At 36.1% G+C, this 18,964-nt stretch carries 19 protein-coding genes and 1 pseudogene; all 20 read right to left on the bottom strand.

From position 1 onward, the window contains the following. A pseudogene (locus RTL21_RS18345) lies at positions 1 to 396 on the bottom strand (aminoacyl--tRNA ligase-related protein); the annotation flags it as partial. A gap of 117 nt (positions 397 to 513) precedes the next feature. Beyond that, positions 514 to 1,779 carry an RIP metalloprotease RseP gene (gene rseP, locus RTL21_RS18340; RefSeq protein ID WP_312097937.1) on the bottom strand — a complete coding sequence of 422 codons (1,266 nt, stop codon included), beginning with the start codon at positions 1,777 to 1,779 and terminating at the stop codon, positions 514 to 516. A 15-nt stretch (positions 1,780 to 1,794) separates the two neighbouring features. Next, positions 1,795 to 2,937, bottom strand: a complete 1,143-nt coding sequence (locus RTL21_RS18335; RefSeq protein ID WP_312097935.1) for a 1-deoxy-D-xylulose-5-phosphate reductoisomerase — start codon at positions 2,935 to 2,937, stop codon at positions 1,795 to 1,797. A 38-nt stretch (positions 2,938 to 2,975) separates the two neighbouring features. Continuing rightward, positions 2,976 to 3,767, bottom strand: a complete 792-nt coding sequence (locus RTL21_RS18330; RefSeq protein WP_312097933.1) for a phosphatidate cytidylyltransferase — start codon at positions 3,765 to 3,767, stop codon at positions 2,976 to 2,978. Between the two features lie 17 nt (positions 3,768 to 3,784). After that, positions 3,785 to 4,561 carry an undecaprenyl pyrophosphate synthase gene (locus RTL21_RS18325; protein ID WP_312097931.1) on the bottom strand — a complete coding sequence of 259 codons (777 nt, stop codon included), beginning with the start codon at positions 4,559 to 4,561 and terminating at the stop codon, positions 3,785 to 3,787. 671 nt (positions 4,562 to 5,232) lie between these two features. Continuing rightward, positions 5,233 to 5,790, bottom strand: coding sequence for a ribosome recycling factor (gene frr, locus RTL21_RS18320; RefSeq protein WP_312097929.1), 558 nt, complete (start codon positions 5,788 to 5,790; stop codon positions 5,233 to 5,235). Next, positions 5,783 to 6,514, bottom strand: a complete 732-nt coding sequence (gene pyrH, locus RTL21_RS18315) for a UMP kinase (protein ID WP_312097927.1) — start codon at positions 6,512 to 6,514, stop codon at positions 5,783 to 5,785. Before pyrH ends, frr begins: the two co-directional genes overlap by 8 nt. A gap of 83 nt (positions 6,515 to 6,597) precedes the next feature. After that, entirely contained in the window at positions 6,598 to 7,482 is an 885-nt protein-coding gene (gene tsf, locus RTL21_RS18310; RefSeq protein WP_312097925.1) for a translation elongation factor Ts, read from the bottom strand. Positions 7,483 to 7,681: 199 nt separating this feature from the next. After that, the gene (gene rpsB / locus RTL21_RS18305; RefSeq protein ID WP_031534537.1) at positions 7,682 to 8,383 is read right to left on the bottom strand and encodes a 30S ribosomal protein S2; all 702 of its coding nucleotides are present in this window, start codon (positions 8,381 to 8,383) and stop codon (positions 7,682 to 7,684) included. A 151-nt stretch (positions 8,384 to 8,534) separates the two neighbouring features. After that, positions 8,535 to 9,098, bottom strand: a complete 564-nt coding sequence (locus RTL21_RS18300) for a hypothetical protein (protein WP_312097922.1) — start codon at positions 9,096 to 9,098, stop codon at positions 8,535 to 8,537. A 9-nt stretch (positions 9,099 to 9,107) separates the two neighbouring features. Further along, the gene (locus RTL21_RS18295) at positions 9,108 to 9,413 is read right to left on the bottom strand and encodes a hypothetical protein (protein WP_312097921.1); all 306 of its coding nucleotides are present in this window, start codon (positions 9,411 to 9,413) and stop codon (positions 9,108 to 9,110) included. 25 nt (positions 9,414 to 9,438) lie between these two features. Continuing rightward, the gene (locus RTL21_RS18290) at positions 9,439 to 10,203 is read right to left on the bottom strand and encodes a FliA/WhiG family RNA polymerase sigma factor (protein WP_312097920.1); all 765 of its coding nucleotides are present in this window, start codon (positions 10,201 to 10,203) and stop codon (positions 9,439 to 9,441) included. A 581-nt stretch (positions 10,204 to 10,784) separates the two neighbouring features. After that, entirely contained in the window at positions 10,785 to 11,282 is a 498-nt protein-coding gene (locus tag RTL21_RS18285) for a chemotaxis protein CheD (RefSeq protein ID WP_312097919.1), read from the bottom strand. Beyond that, positions 11,275 to 11,913 carry a chemotaxis protein CheC gene (locus RTL21_RS18280; RefSeq protein WP_312097918.1) on the bottom strand — a complete coding sequence of 213 codons (639 nt, stop codon included), beginning with the start codon at positions 11,911 to 11,913 and terminating at the stop codon, positions 11,275 to 11,277. The genes RTL21_RS18285 and RTL21_RS18280 overlap by 8 nt, the downstream gene beginning before the upstream one ends. A 2-nt stretch (positions 11,914 to 11,915) precedes the next feature. Beyond that, entirely contained in the window at positions 11,916 to 12,392 is a 477-nt protein-coding gene (locus RTL21_RS18275) for a chemotaxis protein CheW (protein ID WP_312097916.1), read from the bottom strand. A 203-nt stretch (positions 12,393 to 12,595) separates the two neighbouring features. Then, positions 12,596 to 14,656, bottom strand: coding sequence for a chemotaxis protein CheW (locus RTL21_RS18270; protein WP_312097914.1), 2,061 nt, complete (start codon positions 14,654 to 14,656; stop codon positions 12,596 to 12,598). 20 nt (positions 14,657 to 14,676) lie between these two features. Further along, a complete protein-coding gene (locus RTL21_RS18265) occupies positions 14,677 to 15,786 on the bottom strand; it encodes a protein-glutamate methylesterase/protein-glutamine glutaminase (protein WP_312097912.1) in 1,110 nt (369 codons plus the stop codon). Between the two features lie 11 nt (positions 15,787 to 15,797). After that, positions 15,798 to 16,676 carry a MinD/ParA family protein gene (locus RTL21_RS18260; protein WP_312097910.1) on the bottom strand — a complete coding sequence of 293 codons (879 nt, stop codon included), beginning with the start codon at positions 16,674 to 16,676 and terminating at the stop codon, positions 15,798 to 15,800. A 2-nt stretch (positions 16,677 to 16,678) separates the two neighbouring features. Next, positions 16,679 to 17,863, bottom strand: coding sequence for a flagellar biosynthesis GTPase FlhF (gene flhF, locus RTL21_RS18255; RefSeq protein WP_312097908.1), 1,185 nt, complete (start codon positions 17,861 to 17,863; stop codon positions 16,679 to 16,681). Next, positions 17,860 to 18,964 (bottom strand): FHIPEP family type III secretion protein (locus RTL21_RS18250; protein ID WP_312097906.1); only part of this gene is annotated, 1,105 nt, incomplete at its 5' end. The genes flhF and RTL21_RS18250, both read right to left, overlap by 4 nt.

The raw sequence follows: 18,964 nt of genomic DNA, 5'->3' as shown, positions 1-18,964 counted from the left end.
AAGCGTAAGTGGCAGACGTTTATAGGATTTTACTTCGTCACGAACTAAGCTTGTGATTACTTCTTCATGGGTTGCACCTAATGCAAATTCACGGCTATTGCGATCTTTAAGACGCATTAATTCTGGTCCGTAAGTAAACCATCTGCCCGATTCTTGCCATAATTCTGCTTGTTGCAAGGCAGGCATTAAAAGTTCTACTCCACCTGCAGCATCCATTTCCTCACGAATAATTTGTTCAATTTTCTTTATTACTTTATTTGCTAGTGGCAAATAAGAATAGATACCACTTGCATTTTGTCTAATATAGCCTGCTCTTAATAGTAGCTGATGGCTTTTAATATCTGCATCTGCTGGTACTTCTCTTAATGTTGGAATTAACATTTTACTTTGCTTCATCTATGCTTGCACCTCTATTATTTTTATGTGTTTGTTCTCCTATTGTGAAAAAAAGCTATATTAAGCTTTTCCCCACAAAACAACATTCCCCTTATAAAAAGGGGAATGAAAAGTACCCTACTGTATAAAAAATCGTTGGATATCATTCCAAGTGACGACAATCATCAATAGCATTAGTAAGGCGAAGCCTATAAAATGAACTAATCCTTCTTTTTGTCGGTCGATTGGTTTTCCGCGAACCGCTTCGATTGCAAAGAATAATAGACGCCCACCGTCTAATGCTGGCAATGGAAGTAAATTCATGATTCCTAAGTTTATGCTTAGGACAGCAGCCCAATTCATTAGAGAATAGACCCCTGATTGAGCAACGGTATCTGTTGATTGGTAAATGGCTACAGGACCGCCTAGTGCATCAATGGAGAATTGGCCTGTTACCAGTTTACCCACAGCCCCAATTATATCCTTTGTCCATGTATAGGTTTGTGTTGCTCCATATTGAATAGATTTTAATGGTGATTTTTCCATTGGGCTATATACACCAACTAACCCAATCGTTTTCCCATCTACTTCCGTTTCTTTTGGTGTTACATCAATTGTCATTTCTTGTCCATTACGATCAATAAGGAATTCTATGTTTTCCCCAGGGCTCTTTTGAATAATAGAAACAACCTCTTTCCATGATTCAACAGACTGACCATCAATACTTATAACCTTATCTCCTTCGTGTAACCCAGCACTAATCGCTACTCCGTCATCTGTTAACTTTCCAAGCTTCGCTTCATTAGAAGGGATTCCCTGTAATAACGCAATCACGATAAAAATAAGGAAAGCCAATACAAAGTTCATCGCAGGACCTGCAAAAATAGCAAGCGTGCGTTGACCTAACGACTTACTTGCAAACTGACGGTCATATGGTGCAATTTGTGTTTCAATGCCATTTTCAACAAATACAGCATCTTTTTTTACAGGAAAAACAAGAAGATTTCCTTCTGTATCTTCTTCAACATATCCTTTAATAAAGAGATTGTGCTCTAAATCTGCATCTTCCACATTAATAACTCGTGCTTTTGGATACTTCTCTTTATTGTTAATGATGATTTTGGTTACTTCTTCTTTTTCATTAAGGATTAAGCCGATTCGATGACCAGGTTTAATATTAACTATCTCAGGGTCTTCCCCTGCCATTCGTACATATCCTCCAATTGGCAAAAGACGAATAGTATAAATAGTTTCACCTTTTTTCAAGGAAAGAACTTTAGGTCCCATCCCAATGGCAAATTCACGACATAAAATACCTGCACGCTTAGCTAATACGAAATGCCCTAATTCGTGAAAAAAAACTAATGCACCAAAAATGATGATAAAAGCTATAACTGTATACAAAATTTAACCACCTTTTTATAGAAGTGTGCTTACTCTTTTTCTTGTTTCTACGTCAATTTCTTGGATCACTTCAAGACTAGGGTTTAGTATATTCTGATGACTATTTAGTGCTTTTTCGATTAAGTCTTCGATTTGCAGAAAGCTTATTTCCTTATTTAAAAACTTTTGTACAGCCACTTCATTTGCTGCATTTAGTACCGTTGGTAATGTTCCGCCTGCTTTTCCAGCCTCGTATGCAAAATCAAGACATTTAAATCTAACCAAATCCATTTGCTGAAAATGCAATTTTCCGATAGTAGCTAAATCTAATCGTTTCCCATTTTCTGCAGGAAGGCGCTCAGGGTAACTAAGTGCATATTGGATTGGTATGCGCATATCTGGTGTACCTAATTGCGCTATCACACTGCTATCATGGAATTCTACCATGGAATGAATGATACTTTCTTTATGTAGTAACACATCTATTTTCTCATTCGGAAGTCCAAATAACCAGTGTGCTTCAATTACTTCCAAACCTTTATTCATCATTGTCGCAGAATCGATCGTAATCTTCGCACCCATTGACCAGTTTGGATGATTTAAAGCATCTGCCACTGTCACTTGCTCTAAATCAGTTCTGCTAAGGTCTCGGAAGCTTCCGCCTGAGGCCGTAATAATGAGGCGTTCAATATTCTTTTGGTTTTCCCCTTGTAAACATTGAAAAATAGCCGAATGCTCACTATCAACTGGCAAAACAGGTACATTATATTTTGCAGCAGCTTCCATCACAATATGCCCTGCTGTAACTAATGTTTCCTTATTTGCAATCGCTATAACTTTTTGCGCTTCAATCGCCTGTAGCGTTGGATGTAGACCAACACTTCCAATTACTGCATTGACTAATATGTCCGTTTTATCGAAAACAGCCACCTCAATCAATCCTTCCATTCCATAGCTAAAATGAATGGCCGGAAAGATTTGCTTTAATTGCTCATAATCACTCTTTTCTGCAACGGAGACAAGTGATGGTCTAAATTCTTGGATAATCTGTTTTGTAAGTTCTATATTTCTTCCTGATGAAAAAGCAACTAATTGAAACATGTCAGGATGACTTTTTATAACATCCAACGTTTGTGTTCCAATCGATCCAGTCGCCCCAAGCAAACTAATATATTTCACTACCTCACTCCTACACCCAATATTTCCTACTCTTTATTTTAAATTAAATCAAGAAATCGTTCAAAGATAAAATAAAGAAGCGGCCAGACAAAGATAAGACTATCAAATCGATCGAGAATCCCACCGTGTCCTGGCAATAATCTACCAGAATCCTTCACATCATAATGACGCTTTAACGCCGATTCTGTTAAATCCCCAATTTGTCCAAAAATAGATAAGATAATGGTAGTAAAAGCAAAGCCTATAGACCATTCTATGTAGCCAAACACACTAAATAGAACCCCTACCACTAAAGCACTTATGATTCCTCCGAAAAAACCTTCCACTGTTTTGTTTGGACTTATTTCTGGCCATAATTTTCGCTTCCCGATTGCTCTGCCAATAAAGTATGCACCAGAATCGGTTGCCCAAATGATAAATAATGAATAAATAAGATACGCTAAATGCGTTTCTCTAATTTCAACGAAGAAATGAAATCCTGTTCCTATGTAAATAACAGCTAATATGGTAAATGCGACATCATCAAATGTAAATCTATTTTTCGAAAAAACCATATACGTTAAATACAACAATACAGCGATTAATCCCATTTCTACTTTTGTCATATTTAAAGATGTTAGATAATGATTGGGAAGTACAATCATCCATACGGTAATTAAAGAAATGATTCCCGGAATAGAAAAAAACGGAATTTTTCTCATACGAAACATTTCAAATACACCAATTCCAACTAGTAAAAAGGTAAAAAGCACTAATGGTAGCTTCCCAATTAAAACGAACGGTAAAAATACGGCTATTGCAATAATTGCTGTAATGATTCTTTGCTTCATCTCTTAACCAACTCTCTTCAGACGCCACCAAAACGACGTTGTCTGTTTTGAAATTCTTCGATTGCTTCGATTAAATGCTGTTCACTAAAATCAGGCCATAATACATCGGTAAAATAAAGCTCGGAATACGCTATTTGCCATAGCATAAAATTGCTTATTCTAATTTCCCCACTTGTCCGAATTAATAAATCAGGCTCGATTGTCTCTCCTGTCATTAAATAAGAGGAAAACATTTCTTCTGATATGTTTTCTATCTCTATTTTTCCCGATTGACTGTCTTTTACAACACCTTTAACAGCATCTATAATTTCTGCTCGGGAACCATAGTTTAAGGCGAAGTTTAAATGAAGACCTGTATTATGCTTTGTTTGTTCCACAGCACGATTTAAGGCATTAAGTGTAGACTCTGGCAATCCTTCTGTATAACCAATAGCTGTTACGCGAACATTTTTTTCAATTAATTCCGGCAAAAATGTACCAAGAAATTGTTCTGGAAGGGACATAATATAATCTACTTCCGATTTCGGCCTTTTCCAATTTTCTGTGGAAAAAGCATATAAAGTTAACACTTTAATTCCAAGATCATTTGCGATTGTTGTAATGCGCTTCACACATTTCATGCCTTCATGATGGCCGGCAATTCTAGGCAATGTTCTTTTTTTTGCCCAGCGTCCATTTCCATCCATGATAATCGCAACATGCTCTGGAATTTTCCGCATTTTAAGTGCTGTTATACGGTCTTGGAGATTTGAAGAAACAGGTTTCTTCTTCCATAACCTTATTTTGTTAAACATAAAATAGCTCCTCCAAAAATAGATCCCTTTCGTATCCTACTATTAACAGTGAGTATATGTATACAGTACACACAATACCTGTATCTGTTTATATTCCCTACTAAACGATTATGCTTAGAATAATCATGATAACGATATTGCCTTAAAATAACAATTATAAGGATCGACTTTTCTATTAATTTCTTTTTGTCCAATAAATTTATCCAATAATAGGATAACACAATAAGTTCCCTTTCTATATTATAGGAAAATAGTCAGCTTAAGCAACTACCAATTAAAAAACTAGCTAGTTTTGACTGTTTTAAGGACAAAGAATTAATATTTTGGACATTTTTTTGCTTCTATTGTTAATTGGCTGTTTTCGTAAAATCTGTTACTATGAGCCGCAGCCTGAATACAATTCGCTTTCCAGGGGCTACGCTTAAGCCTCCTCGGGCATCACTAATGGGGACTCACCTTTCTCGCTAAACCCTGTGGCGTCTACGTGTATTCAGGCTGATCCGTTCTTCTCATTAATTGATTTTTTCTATTAAAAAAGCAACAACAACCTTTTAGAAAACAGCCTTTTAATTAGATGAAGAAAAAACCCCCTATAAAAAAGTAGAGGGTTTCATTCCTATAAACTTATCTTAGAGAGACAGCTATTCATCCTAAACAGACAAGAAAAAGGATTATACTTCTAAAATTTCTTTTTCTTTCTCTTTCGTTAATGCATCAACTTTGCTGATGAATTCATCTGTTAATTTTTGAATATCATCATTATAGCCGCGAAGCGCGTCTTCTGTGATATCTCCGTTTTTCTCTAATTTCTTCAGATCGTCATTTCCGTCTCTACGAATATTACGAATAGCAATTTTCGCTTCTTCGGATTCTTTTTTCACGTTTTTCACTAATTCCTTACGACGCTCTTCTGTTAGCATTGGAATAGAAAGACGGATAACACTACCATCATTTGAAGGATTTAAACCAATATCAGATTTAAGAATTGCTTTTTCTATATCCCCAAGAATCGTTTTATCATATGGTTGAATAACAAGCAATCTAGCTTCCGGAACACTGATACCAGCAATTTGGTTGATCGGTGTTGGCGCACCATAATAATCTACTGTGATTCGGTCTAAAAGGGAAGCGTTAGCTCTACCAGCACGGATACTCGCAAGCTCACGTGAATAACTCTGAATCGCTTTATTCATTTTTTCCTTTGTATTAGCGATAACTTGTTTAGGCATTATTTTTCCCCCTCACGATTGTTCCAATTGTTTCACCCATTACAGCTCTCTTAATATTGCCGTTTTCCATAATGGAGAACACGATTAACGGAATGTCATTATCCATACATAATGATGAAGCAGTTGAATCCATTACAGCAAGGCCATCTTTAATAACATCGAAATAAGTAAGCTCTTCATATTTCGTTGCAGTTTTATCCACTTTCGGATCTGCTGAATATACACCATCCACATTATTTTTCGCCATTAAAATAACGTCTGCTTCTATTTCAGCAGCTCTTAGGGCAGCTGTTGTATCTGTTGAGAAATAAGGGTTCCCAGTTCCTGCTGCAAAAATCACAACACGTTTCTTCTCAAGATGTCGAATTGCACGTCTTCTAATATATGGCTCTGCTACCTGTCTCATTTCGATAGAAGATTGTACACGTGTTTCAATGCCCATTTGCTCCAAACTATCTTGCAGTGCCAATGAATTCATTACAGTAGCAAGCATTCCCATGTAATCAGCGTTTGCACGGTCCATTCCCATTTCTTCCCCAATTTTACCGCGCCAAATATTTCCGCCGCCAACTACTACAGCCGCTTCTACACCAAGATCTGCAACTTCCTTCACTTGCTGCGCTACGTTTTTGATAACGCTTGGATTGATACCAAATCCAGCTTCACCAGCTAATGCTTCCCCACTTAATTTCAGAACAACACGTTTATATTTTGGATTACTCATGGAAACCTCCGCTTAATATGTAATATTTTGAAAAATAGGGAACACCATGGTGCCCCCTATGAAAACAATTAATCGTTCATTTATTATTTCTTGTTAACTTGGTTCATAACTTCTTCAGCAAAGTTATCTTCACGCTTTTCGATTCCTTCTCCAACTTCGTAACGAACGAATTCACGTAAAGTAGCACCCTTAGATTCTACAAATTGACGAACCTTTTGATCTGGGTTTTTAACAAATGTTTGATCAAGTGCACATACATCTTCAAAATATTTACCTAAGCGGCCTTCAACCATTTTCTCAACGATATTAGCTGGTTTTCCTTCGTTAAGAGCTTGTTGTGTTAATACTTCTTTCTCATGTGCCACTTCTTCTTGAGAAACTTGGTCACGAGAAACATATTTAGGGTTTAATGCTGCAATATGCATTGCTACATCTTTAGCAGCTGACTCATCAGTAGTTCCTTCTAATACAGTTAGAACACCAATGCGTCCACCCATATGAAGGTATCCACCGAATGCATCATTGTCTGTTTTTGTTTTGATTTCAAAACGACGAAGAGATAATTTTTCACCAATTTTAGCAATTGCTGCATTGATATGAGCTTCAACTGTTGTACCTTCTATAATGTTAGAAGCATGTGCTTCTTCTACTGTAGCAGGTTTAGTTGCTAATAAATGTGCAGCAAGTTCTTTAACTAAGCTTTGGAAACCTTCGTTTTTCGCAACGAAATCTGTTTCAGAGTTTACTTCAAGAATAACTGCTTCATTACCTTCTACCGCGATATAAGTTGAACCTTCAGCAGCTACACGGTCCGCTTTCTTAGCAGCACTTGCAATTCCTTTTTCACGTAAGAAATCAATTGCTTTATCTAAATCTCCATTAGTTTCAGTAAGTGCTTTTTTACAATCCATCATTCCAGCACCAGTTTTTTCACGTAGTTCTTTTACCATTTGAGCTGTAACAGCCATAGTAATTTGCCTCCTTAAGGTTTATGTATTATTTTTTTAACCATTTTATTTCACTTTTAAGCAGGATGCTTGAAAAAAAGGTGATAAGAGGGATGCTCTTTATCACCTTTTCCACAAGTCCCTAAACAAATACTTATTATCCATTAAGTTTATCTAATGTTCCTAAACTAATTCGTATAACAAGTCATTCGGTTCTAATTTAAGCAGAAGTTACTTCTTCGCCTTGTTTAGCTTCAAGAATAGCATCTGCCATTTTTGCAGTTAATAATTTAACAGCACGGATTGCATCATCATTCGCAGGAATAACAACATCAATTTCGTCTGGATCACAGTTAGTATCAACAATACCAACGATTGGAATGTTTAATTTATGAGCTTCTGCAACTGCAATACGTTCTTTACGTGGATCTACGATGAATAAGCAGTCAGGAATTTTCTTCATATCTTTAATTCCGCCTAAGAATTTTTCTAAACGCTCAAGCTCTTTGTTTAATTGAACTACTTCTTTTTTAGGAAGTACTTCAAATGTACCGTCTTCAGACATTCTTTCGATATCTTTAAGACGAGCAATACGTTTTTGAATAGTTTCAAAGTTAGTTAAAGTTCCACCTAACCAGCGTTGGTTTACATAGTATTGACCAGAACGGATAGCTTCCTCTTTAACTGAATCTTGTGCTTGCTTTTTCGTACCAACGAAAAGAACTGTACCGCCGTTTCCAGCTAATTCTTTCACATAGTTATAAGCTTCTTCAACCTTTTTAACTGTTTTTTGAAGGTCGATGATGTAGATGCCGTTACGCTCTGTGAAAATATATTTTTTCATTTTTGGGTTCCAACGGCGTGTTTGGTGACCGAAATGTACACCAGCTTCAAGTAATTGTTTCATTGAAATAACTGACATGTTTTTTTCCTCCTAATGGTTTTGATTTCCTCCGCTTTTTTCATTTTTAATCAAAACTGTAAATAATACAGCACCATTGATTAAATCCAAAAGCGTGTGTATTAACACCATTTGTTAATATAGCATATGTACTACATACAATCAAGTATATTTACGAATTTTGTCTAAATTTAAGAAGTAGCTCCATTTCAGTCTTCCCTTTATTTAACGCTTTCGCTATTTCATCGATGCTTTTTCCGTCAGCCTGCATTTCAGCGGCTATTTCCACCATTGATTTTTCCTTCGGCTCTTTCTCAGGTGGAAGAATTAAATTCAACAGCTCGTCCACCTCTTCCTTCTCCAGCTGATCTTCTTTTTTGCCTATTTCTTGTCCAGACGGGGCAGCATTTTTATAAACGTTTAGCATCGCTTTATTCCCTATTAAATCCTTTGGTCTAAATTCGACGTCCGCCGTCTTATCCTCGCCCTTTTTCTCTTTCAAATTTTGATGACTATTCTCTTTTGGTTGAAACGAATAGAGCTTATCCAAAAACTGTTCATTTTCCTCTTTTATTTCTGTAATAAAAGTGGCAATTACCTCTTCCATTTCCTCTATATTCTTTTTCTGTTCTTTTTCCATGTCTACAAACCGATTTTGCCTTAGGTACAAAATCACAATACAAAGTATCGCAATTAAATTTAATGTAATACTTACAAAAAGTAAAAAGTTAACCATTTCATCCCTCTATCCACTAAAGTCGATACTTTTTCCTTTATATGGGTGTATCGTTTGTTTTCTCTCTATTTCATCCAATTCTTCCTCAAGTTCATTCCTTCGTTCGATATGTTTGTCTCTTTTTTTATTAGACGTAACTTTTCCCTTCCCTTCTCCCTTTATAACCGTCGTTCTTTTTCTTTCTTGTTCTTTCCCTGCTTCTTGTGAAGCGAATGCATACATTTGCTGATGTTTTTGATCCTGCTGTTCCTGAAGCTTTCCTGCATCATAAGTTCTCGGTAAGGCAACTTGCATTTCTATTGCTTTTAAACTCATGTGCGTTCACCCATTTTCTCATTTATTAGATTACTTTTTCTAAAGAATGCCTTAATTTAAAGATAGCTTTTGAATGAATCTGCGATATTCTTGAGGTGGATAAATTCATCACTTGCCCAATTTCCGTTAAGGTTAATTCCTCTTTATAAAACAAACTAATTACAAGCTGTTCTTTATCATTAAGCTCCTTAATTTTATCTGCCATTTCTTGAACTAATTCATCCTTTACTACTTTTTCCTCTGGAATTATGGTTTTATCATCCCGAATCGAAAAGCTTTGTGCCTCTTTCTCTTCACTCTCATTCATTTGCTCATCAATAGAAAGGATATTAGCAAAGAAGTGTTCATTCATCGTTGCATATACTTCTTCCACGCTAGTTTCTAACTCATCAGCAATTTCTTGAACCGTAATATTTCTCATTAATTTTTGTTCCAGCTTTTCAATCACAGCCTCAATTTTTTTCGACTTTTCCCTTGTTCCCCTTGATAACCAATCTTCTTTACGTAGACCATCAATTATACTTCCTCTAATTCGAAAAGATGCATATGTATCAAACTTTAAGTCTCTGTTTGGATCAAATCGTTGTAAAGCATCATATAAGCCCATCATGCCAAGACTAGTCAGTTCATCTCGGGAAACACTTTTTGGTAATCCGACTGAAATTCTTTGCACATGGAAACTGACTAAAGGCATGTATTTCTTAATTAATTGATTTCCTGCCTCTTGATCTCTCGTACTAATCCACATTTTCCAAGCTTGTTTTTCTTCTGTTGTTGACTCATTGGCCATTAAATACCCTCCTCTAAAAACAATGAACATAAAACTCATATTGAAACTATTTCTGTCTATAAACATAAAAGGCTAATTAGGATATATGTTTTAATTATCTATATCCCCTTTTTTCTGCAAAAAAATCTACATTTCTGTAATCGGTCCATAAATTATTCAAAATTAAATGAATAAACTATTCCTATTGTTTTTCGTTCGTTTTTAAAGCCATGTAAATAACCTAGTCTACTTACATGAACTAATTCATCACATTTTCTCTCTATTTGTGCTTCTTTATTTTTATCATTTACATTCCTATCCATTCAGCAAAAAGAAGAATCGTAGGTAAGAAAAATCTAGCACCCTTTTTTATGTATATATTTCACTATTGATTTTAGCAGAAGACGTGATTTTTTATCTATTCTTTCTAGTACCACTATTAAAAATAGGTATAATGACTCACTATCAAGGTTTTATCCTTAAAAAAATTGCAAAAAAAGACTAGCTCTTAATAAAAGAATCTATCCTATTGTATAAAGGATTTCTTTTTATTAGAGACAGTCTTATTTTTCTTTTAAATATATGCTTTGTTGATCAAAGGCTTAAATAATATGAGTCCCTCTATTCACCGTGCGAATGGTTAGTTGATTGGTTGCTGGAGAAAATTCAATCGTTCTACCGCTATTTCCGCCTACATCTTCGCTAATTAATTTTATTCTTAATGCTTGTAGTGTATTTTTAACCGCTTCAACGTTGCGAGGACCAATCCTCATAATATCGCTTGTCCCATTAAACTGAAACATTTGTGCTCCCCCGGCAATTTTTGCTAGTAGTGTGTTTTTCTTTACCCCTAATCCCTCTAAACGCTCTACTAATTCATGAATCGCTGTATCCGCAAATTTCGCCTTGTTTACAACTCCAGACTTGGATATGCATGCCTCTGGAAGCATAATATGTGCTAAGCCAGCAATTGGTTTCATTGGACTGTATAAAACGATGCCGACACATGAACCAAGCCCAGAAGTTCGAATCGTGTTAGGCGCTCGCACCACATTCATATCAGCAATTCCAACTTTTATTACTGTAATTTGTTCAGTCACCATCTTTCACTCCTAATGACTGAAATAATGGGCTAAAAGAGTCTGGATCAGGCAACAAAAAGAAATGACCATTGACAGTATTAGATACCTTAATTTCTTCTCCCTTTAATTCGGTATTGATGACAATCGCATAATCACTTACTTGTGAATGTTCGACTAATCCATATGTAACAATCGCGCCAACCATATCAATTGCGAGCGCTGGTACGGATGGATACAAAGACAACTGCGTAAAGTCAGATAAGGAGGATAAATAAGAACCAGATAAAATATTTCCTAATTCTTGCAAAGCAGAAATCGATAACTCATCATAGGGCGGCGCTAAATTAACAGAAGTATCTCCAATCATATCTTGTACAAAATTAGTAGCTTGCTCAATAGGAAGAATAAAAAACATACTTCCTGGAACATCTCCTTCTATTCTTAAGAAAACTCCTGCAACAATATTATCAGCACCGCCTACCATTTCCATCATTTCATCAAACGTTACAATTTGAACATCCGGCACCTTCATATCAATCTTTTTATTAAGAAGCTTCGATAAAGAAGTTGCCGCATGTCCTGCCCCGATATTGCCAATTTCTCTTAAAACATCTAGCTTTATGGAATCTATTTCATGAAGATACCCCATACTTACTCATCACTTTTACTATTGGAATAATTTCTTAAAATAGTTCGATCAAACACTTTTTCTAAATCCACAAGAATAAGTAACCGTTTATCAAGCTTTACTACACCTTTAATATAATCAACTTCATCCCCACTAATTGTTTCTGGAGCAGGCTCATATAGAGAAGTATCGACATCTACTACATCATTAGCAGAATCAACAATAATCCCTACTTCCATATCTTCTAACATAATAATGATGATTCTTGTGCTTTCTGTGTAAGGAATTTCTTCCAAATTAAATCGGCGTCGTAAATCGATGATAGGAGTAACTACTCCTCTTAAATTAATCACACCTTTAACAAAAGGAGCAATATTTGGAATTCTAGTAATATGCATATTTTTCTCAATAGACATGACTTCATTGACAGAAATAGCATATTCCTTCCCTTTCAATTCAAATATTATTAACTTTTCTTCTGTTGAAACTGTATCGCTCATTTCCTTTTCATCCCTCTCAAATTAACCTACCTGCATACAGAAAGCGCAAAAGTATTTATCGACCTTGGAGTATTGCTTCCATTCGCTTATAGCATAAACATTTCACAGATCTATTTTTTAGTCGATAGGGCTTCGACTTAACAAAGGCTGTTTCCTAGGCAAAAAATACTTGCGCAAAAATCTGTTTATCTTTTATGCAAGAATTATTTAATTAAAGCATTACAATCCATAATTAACGCTACTTGACCATCTCCTAAGATGGTTGCTCCAGATATTGCATATGCACTTGAAAGGTAAGTGCCTAGTGACTTTAATACAACTTCTTGCTGTCCAATAAATCCATCCACGACAAGACCTGCAAGTTTATCTCCTTTTCTTACGATTACAACAGAATAATAGTCACTTTCCACCCCTGTTGATGGAACATCGAAGATATCTTTTAAGAATAATAATGGTACCACTTTGCCACGGAAATCAATCACTGTCTGATTATGAGCATGCATAACATCCTTTTTATTAACAATGGCTGTCTCAATAATAGATGATAATGGTATAGCATACTTTTCTGCTTGTATTTCTACTAACATAACAGAAATAATCGATAAGGTTAACGGTAATTGGATAGAGAATAGCGATCCTTTTCCTTCCTCTGATTCGATTGTTATCGAACCACCTAGGGATTCAATCGTATTCTTCACAACATCAAGTCCTACCCCGCGTCCTGAAATATCAGAAATTTGGTCTGCTGTAGAAAAACCAGATGCAAAAATAAGTTCAGCAATTTGAGAATCCGTTAATGTTTTAGCTGTTTCTTTTGATACAATTCCTTTATTTATTGCTTTAGAAAGAACTTTCTCTTTATTAATTCCAGCTCCATCATCTTCAAGCTCAATAAACACATGATTACCGCTATGATATGCACGAAGAACGACTGTTCCTTCTTCATTTTTATTATTTGCTCTTCTTACTTCTGGTGTTTCCACTCCATGGTCCAACGCATTTCGAATTAAATGAACCAATGGATCACCAATTTCATCAATAACTGTACGATCAAGCTCTGTTTCTGCACCAACTATTTGCAAGTCAATTTTCTTATTTAAATCGCGGGCAAGCTGTCTAACCATTCTTGGGAAACGATTAAAGACAGTCTCAACAGGAACCATACGCATCGTTAAGATAATGTTTTGAAGATCTCCAGTGATTCTTGACATTCTCTCCACTGTCTCATGTAGCTCTTGATCTTTAAGAGTAGAGGATATTTGTTCTAGTCTTCCTCTATCGATAACAAGCTCCTCAAATAAATTCATGAGAATATCTAAGCGCTCAATATTAACACGGATTGTCTTATTCGATACTTTAGTTGTTGTTTGTTTCTCTGCTTGTTTATTTTCTGTCGGTGCAACATTTTCTGAAACAGATGTTATCGTTTCTTCCTGTTCTGTTTCCACAATAGAACTAGCAATAACAGATGGTTCGATTTCCTTTACGGATTGACTATTCGCAAAAAATTCTCTTACTTCTACCTTTTCTACTTCTGAAACTTTCATGATAGCTGCTTCTACTGTATTAGCTGCCTCTTTTGAGATGAGAGTTACCATAAAATCATAGTCGAATTTTTCTTCTTCTAGCTCTTCCACTGGGGGAATCGATTTAACGACTTCTCCTAAAGTTTCGAAAGCTTCGAAAATCATATATACTCTTGCAGCTTTTAATAAACAGTCACTTTTTAGAGTAATATCAATTTCATATGTGAAAAATCCTTGATCAGCTGATTGCTGTAATACAGTCGTTTCAAATTGATCATACTGGTTTTCTCTTGACGGAGCTTTCTCCGTTGCCGCAACGGCTACCTCAGCCTCTGCTGTATTCTTTTGGTTTAGCGGAATGCCTTTTTCGATTTGTACAAGCTTTTCAACAACTTCTTCTACATTTCTTTTTCCATCTCCACCACTAGCAATTGATTCTACCATCGCATCAAGATCATCAACAGCTAAGAAAATGACATCCAATATTTCAGGAGAAAAAACAATTTTCTTATTTCTTATAGCATCAAGGACATTTTCCATTTGATGGGTTAAACTAGCTAAATCCTCATATCCCATCGTAGCTGACATCCCTTTTAAAGTATGGGCTGCCCGGAAAATCTCATTTACTATTTGTAAATTTTCTGGATCTTTTTCCAATTCTAATAAATGTTCGTTACATGCTTGTAAATGTTCTTTGCTCTCTTCAATAAAAACTTCTAAATACTGACTCATTTCCACTTGCTTCACATCCCTTGACGTTATACATATTTCATTATAGTTTCAGCAATATGATCTACCTTTTGAATTTCATCTATATAATTCGTGGCAATAGCTGTTTTAGGCATTCCGAAAACTATACATGTTTCTTGCGACTCAGCTATAGCCTTTACATTGCCCTGTATTGCTAATTTCTTTAATCCATCTGTCCCATCAGAACCCATGCCAGTCATAATAACCGCAATTTTCGCATAGGCTTTCAATTCACTAACAGACTCAAACATGATATCAACAGATGGCCTATGACCATTTAGCGGAGCTGCTTCGTCCAAATCAATCACTAGATGGGCACCAATTGTCTTCACCTTTAAATGCTGGCCTCCTGGAGCGATATAGGCAACTCCATTACGGATAATTTCACCATGCTCGGCCTCTTTTACCGTAATCGCTGATAATGTATTAAGACGATTTGCAAGGGAACGGGTAAATCCTGCTGGCATATGCTGAACGATTAAAATCGGTGCATCTATATCACTTGGTAAATTAGTTAAAACCTTCTGTAATGCCCTGGGCCCCCCCGTAGATGTCCCAATCACCACGACTTTCCTCATGGATTGCATCCAACTCTTAGAAAAACCAATCTTTTGAACTATTATATCTCCCTCTTCGCTTGGTTCTATTTTACTATAAGAAGATTGTGAAGGAGTAGTCTTTTTTCCTTCACTTGAAAGATTAATTAATGTTTTGGGCTTTACCGTACTTGCCAAGATAACTTTTTCTACCAATTCCTGCTTTACTTTATATAAATCGAGGGAAATGGATCCAGAAGGCTTTGTAATAAAGTCAATTGCTCCTGCCTCCATTGCCTGAATGGTATTCTCTGCCCCTACCTTTGTCGTACTTGACAGCATAAGAACTGGTATAGGATGTTCCATCATGATTCTCTTTAAAGCACTTAATCCATCTAAGACTGGCATTTCGACATCAAGTGTTACCACATCAGGCGTTAATTCCTTAATTTTCTTAATGCCATCTTCACCATTTCTAGCTGTACCAACAACCGTTATTCTCGCGTCTTCAGAGAGAAAATCAGTGATTAGCTTACGCATAAATGCAGAATCGTCTACAACGAGAACCTTTATTTTCTCCACTATAAACCCAACTACCTTTCAAACAAAAACCTTTTTAATTTTGACACAAAAGAGTGTCTATTATCTGGATAAGATTCTGTAAACTGTTGTTTACCATATCTATCGGCTATTTCACTCAAAGCTTTAGCTGCTTCCGATTTTTCATTAAAAAAGACGAAAGGAATTTGGCTTCTTACAGCCTGTGCGACATTAGAATCATCTGGTATATATCCTAAGTTAATAAGATCCCGATGTAGAAATTGTTTTACCACTTGGCGGAGTTTTTGTAATGTCTCCACACCGTCCTTTTTCGTTATTGTTCGATTAACGACAAGATATAATGGGAGGATAGCATTCCTTGTATGGATAAATTTCATTGCTGCATAGGCATCTGTTATAGAAGTAGGTTCAGGTGTTGTGATGACAATACAATCATCGACAGACAATATAAATTTCAAAGAATCTGTACTAATTCCCGCTCCCATGTCAAGCAAAATATAATCGTATTGACTCAACATGGCGTGAAAATGCTGAAAAAAGCTTTCTAGCTTCCCATCCTCGATATCAACAAAATCACTGAGCCCAGAACCACCTGCTATATAATCTAATCCGCCGTAGCCTTTCGTGATAATATGCTCAAACCCAATCTCATTCCTAAAAAAATCAACGATCGTAAACCGAGATTGGGTCCCCATCAAAATATCAATATTCCCCATTCCTATATCCATATCAATTAGCAAGGTACGGTAGCCTCGCTTTTGTAAAGTTAGGGCAAAATTAAGGGAAAAATTCGATTTTCCAACGCCACCTTTTCCACTTATAATCGCCAACGTTTTATGATTCGATTGACTTTTGCGATTCAAATTCAATTGTTCAATTTTTTTTCTTAAGATAGAAGCCTGATCTGTCATTCTTAATCTACCTCAATTATTTTATTTACCAGCTCTAGTGGCGTTGCTGGAACAATATCGTCAGGAACATTCTGACCTGTCGTAATATAGGCAACACCTTTTTTGCATGAAACGATTAAATTGATCATTGCTCCATAAGAAGACGTTTCGTCTAATTTCGTAAACACAAATGAGTCGATTTCAATCGCCGAAAATTGTTGATATATTTCTTCTAAATCCTTTTGCTTTGCCGTCAACGATAGAACGAGCAACGTTTCCATTTCTCTTTTATAATCGACCACTTGCATTAAATCTTCAACATATTTTTTATTCCGGAAATTTCTACCTGCAGTATCAATTAAAATAACATCGCAATTCTCGAGTTTTTTTGTTGCCTGCTCAAAGTCTTCCATAGAATAGCAAACCTCAAGCGGAACATCTAAAATAGTCGCATACGTTTTGAGCTGTTCGATTGCTCCAATTCTATATGTATCTGTTGTAATAAACCCTACCGTTTTTTGCTGCTTTAAAATAATATTAGCTGCAATTTTAGCCAAAGTGGTTGTTTTCCCAACACCTGTAGGACCAATTACATTAAGATATTTTTTGGATAAAGAGATTTCTCCAAAGGAATAGGGGGAAATCTCTGTTAAAAGAAGCTGCTGTGCCCACTTAAAAACGTCTTCATCTACAGCATTTTCGCCTGCAGCATACCATTTAGCAACAAGCTCCTTCACCATTTTAGCTTTAATCGCTTCATCTATTTCATGTTTCTCTAACTGCTTTATCACTTTTTTTATTGGGCTTGGAATGGAAAAGGAGACGTTGCTGCTGATATCTCCAAACGCTTGTACATTTTGATTAATTTCCTCTAGTTGCTTTACTATATCCGGAATATCTGAAACTCTTTTTCCTTCCATGGAACGAGTTGTACTTCCGTGATCAAACGATTTCGTATTAGAAGTTGGTTCTTTTATTAAAACCGGATTGCGCACTTCACGTTTTTTTGTTTGTTGTGGGATTGGCATATCAGAAATACTTGGATCAATCGCAGCAAGTACTTCAATATTTCTTTTTTTGAAAAGTCCTAAGAATCCCCCGGTATAGATTACTTTAGAATGAAGAATGACGGCATCATTTCCCAATTCTGCTCGGATTCTTTTCATTGCTTCTGGCATATCCCGTGCTATATATTTTTGTATTTTCATTCGATATTCACAACTCCCACACTTTGAACTTCCACATTTGCTTCTAATTCATTGTACGATAATACTGGAACTTGTGGAAAATAGCGTTCAGTCAATTGTCTTACATACATTCGAACAGCTGGCGAACATAAGAGAATTGGCAGCTGCTCCATTATAGATAGTTGTTCTATTTGTCCTGCAATATTCTCTAGAATAGACTGGGAAATGCCTGGATCCAGCGCCAAAAAGTTTCCATGCTCTGTTTGTTGAATATTATCCACTATTAGTTTTTCCACTTTCCCTGACAAAGTTACAACCTTAAGTGAATCATTTTGATTTGTGTATTGATTCGTTATTTGACGTGCTAATGATTGTCTTACATACTCAACCAATAGATCTGTATCAGACGTCATTTTTCCAAAATCAGCCAAGGTTTCAAAAATCACTGGCAAATTGCGGATCGATACATTTTCTCTTAGTAATTTTGCTAGAACCTTCTGGATTTCTCCAATGGACAAAGGACTAGGTGTAACTTCCTCAATTAAAATCGGATAGCTTTCCTTCACATGGTCAACTAATTGCTTCGTCTCTTGTCTACCTAATAATTCATAGGCATTTGCCTTAATAACTTCAGTTATATGGGTGGATACGACAGATGGCGGATCTACTACTGTATAACCAAATATTTCTGCTTGTTCCTTTGTACTTTCTGTTATCCATTTAGCTGGCAATCCAAAAGACGGCTCGATTGTATCAATCCCTTCAATGGAATCATCATCCATTCCAGGACTCATCGCAAGATAATGATCGAGCAATAGCTCTCCTCGCGCGCGCTCATTTCCTTTTATTTTTAACCGATATTCATTTGGTTGCAATTGAATATTATCTCTTATGCGGACAACAGGAATAACGAGTCCTAATTCTATCGCGAGTTGTCTTCTAATCATGACAACTCGATCTAATAGGTCTCCACCTTGATTGGCATCTGCAAGTGGAATGAGGCCATATCCAAACTCAAATTCAATTGGGTCAACATTTAATAAACTGACGACACTTTCTGGACTCTTCAGCTCATCCGTCTGTATTTCTTCCTCTATCTCCTGCATATGCTCCAAATCAGGC

The organism is Niallia sp. (genome assembly GCF_031978665.1).
Taxonomy (GTDB): Bacteria; Bacillota; Bacilli; order Bacillales; family Cytobacillaceae; genus Niallia.
This window is presented reverse-complemented; position numbering and strand designations above follow the sequence as displayed.